The sequence below is a fragment of the Actinomadura sp. KC345 genome (genome assembly GCF_004348515.1).
Classification (GTDB): Bacteria; Actinomycetota; Actinomycetes; order Streptosporangiales; family Streptosporangiaceae; genus Spirillospora.
This window is the reverse complement of record NZ_SMKH01000566.1, coordinates 1-1,500: the sequence shown is the minus strand read 5'-3', so window position 1 is coordinate 1,500 and position 1,500 is coordinate 1. Positions and strand designations below refer to the sequence as shown.

At 68.7% G+C, this 1,500-nt stretch carries 1 protein-coding gene; it reads left to right on the top strand.

Features of this window, described 5'->3' with window-relative positions; all coding sequences use genetic code 11:
- Positions 1 to 135: 135 nt before the first annotated feature.
- On the top strand, positions 136 to 1,467 hold the full coding sequence (locus E1281_RS39610) for an IS4 family transposase (RefSeq protein WP_347813343.1): 1,332 nt from the start codon (positions 136 to 138) through the stop codon (positions 1,465 to 1,467).
- Positions 1,468 to 1,500: the final 33 nt, after the last annotated feature.

The following is a 1,500-nucleotide window of genomic DNA, read 5'->3' as shown; positions in this document are numbered from 1 at the left end:
CAAAGCCGTGTAGTTAGGCGGATGGGTGGGATTGTCAAGGCCCGCAGACGGCAACGGAGTTCCTGCTAGAACAGCGTCGACCAAGATCGCTGAAGTGCAGGAACTCCGTTGGATACTCAGTCTGTCATTACGCGTGTGGTCACGGTGGCCGGTGGGCGGTTCGCGCCCGGTCATCTTGGTGAACTGACGCGGATCGTTCCGTTCGAGATGGTCGATGCGGTCCTTGCCGAGACCGGCGGTGTGCAGAAGCGGGTGCGTGACCTGCCCTCGCGGGTGGTGGTGTATCTGCTGCTGGCCGCGGGGTTGTTCGCTGAGCTGGGGTATGGGCTGGTGTGGCGGCGGCTGGTCGCGGGGCTGGAGGGGCTGGCGGTGGCCTCACCGACCGGTGCGGCGCTGGCCCAAGCCCGCCGCCGGGTGGGAGTCGCGCCGTTGCGTGCCCTGCTGGAGTTGCTGGCGGGCTCGGCCGCCGGGATCGCGACCCGTGGCGTGTACTGGCGGGGCCTGCTGGTCACTGCGATCGACGGCACCACCATGGCCTGCCCCGACACCCCGGCCAACCTGGAGGTGTTCCGCAAGGGCGGCGGCTATCACGGCGGGACCGGGTATCCGCTGGTGCGGCTGCTGGTGCTGGTCGGCTGCGGCACCCGCACCGTCCTGGACGCGGTGTTCGGCCCCACCGGCAGCGGCGAGACCACCTATGCGACCGGGCTGCTGCGCAGCCTGCGTGCCGGGATGATCGTGCTGGCCGACCGCAACTTCGCCTCCCACAAACTGATCAACGCGATGGCCGGCACCGGCGCTGAGGTGCTGGTGAGGGTGAAGAACGGGCGCCGCCTGCCGGTATGCGCCCGCTACAGCGACGGCTCATACCTGTCGCGGCTGGGCGAGCTGGAAGTCCGAGTCGTGGCCTGCGAGATCACGATCGCCACCAGCGCCGGACGCCGGACCGGCGTGTACCGGCTGGTGACCACCATCACCGACCCTGCCTGCCCGGCGTCCCAGCTGATCAGGCTGTATCACGACCGGTGGGAGATCGAGACCGCCTACCTGGAGATCAAATCGACGATTCTGGGCGGCCGGGTGCTGCGCGCCCGCACCCCGCAAGGAATCGACCAGGAGATCTACGCCCTGCTGGTCACCTACCAGGCGTTGCGCATCGCCATCACCGACGCCACCATCGGCCAGCCCGACATCGACCCCGACCGGGGCAGCTTCACCGTCGCCCTGGCGGCCGCCCGCGACCAGCTCATCCTGGCCGCAGGCGTCATCGCCGACACCGCCATCGACCTGGTCGGCACCATCGGCCGTCACGTCCTGGCCGACCTCCTGCCCGACCGGCGCCTACGCGTCAACCCCCGCGTCGTCAAACGCGCGATCTCCAAGTTCGTCGCCAAAGGCGCCCGCATCCGCGGCCCCAGCTACAAAGCCACCATCAGCATCGAGATCTGCGCACCCACCGACCCTTGACCACCACACCCATCGCCTAACTACACGGCTTTG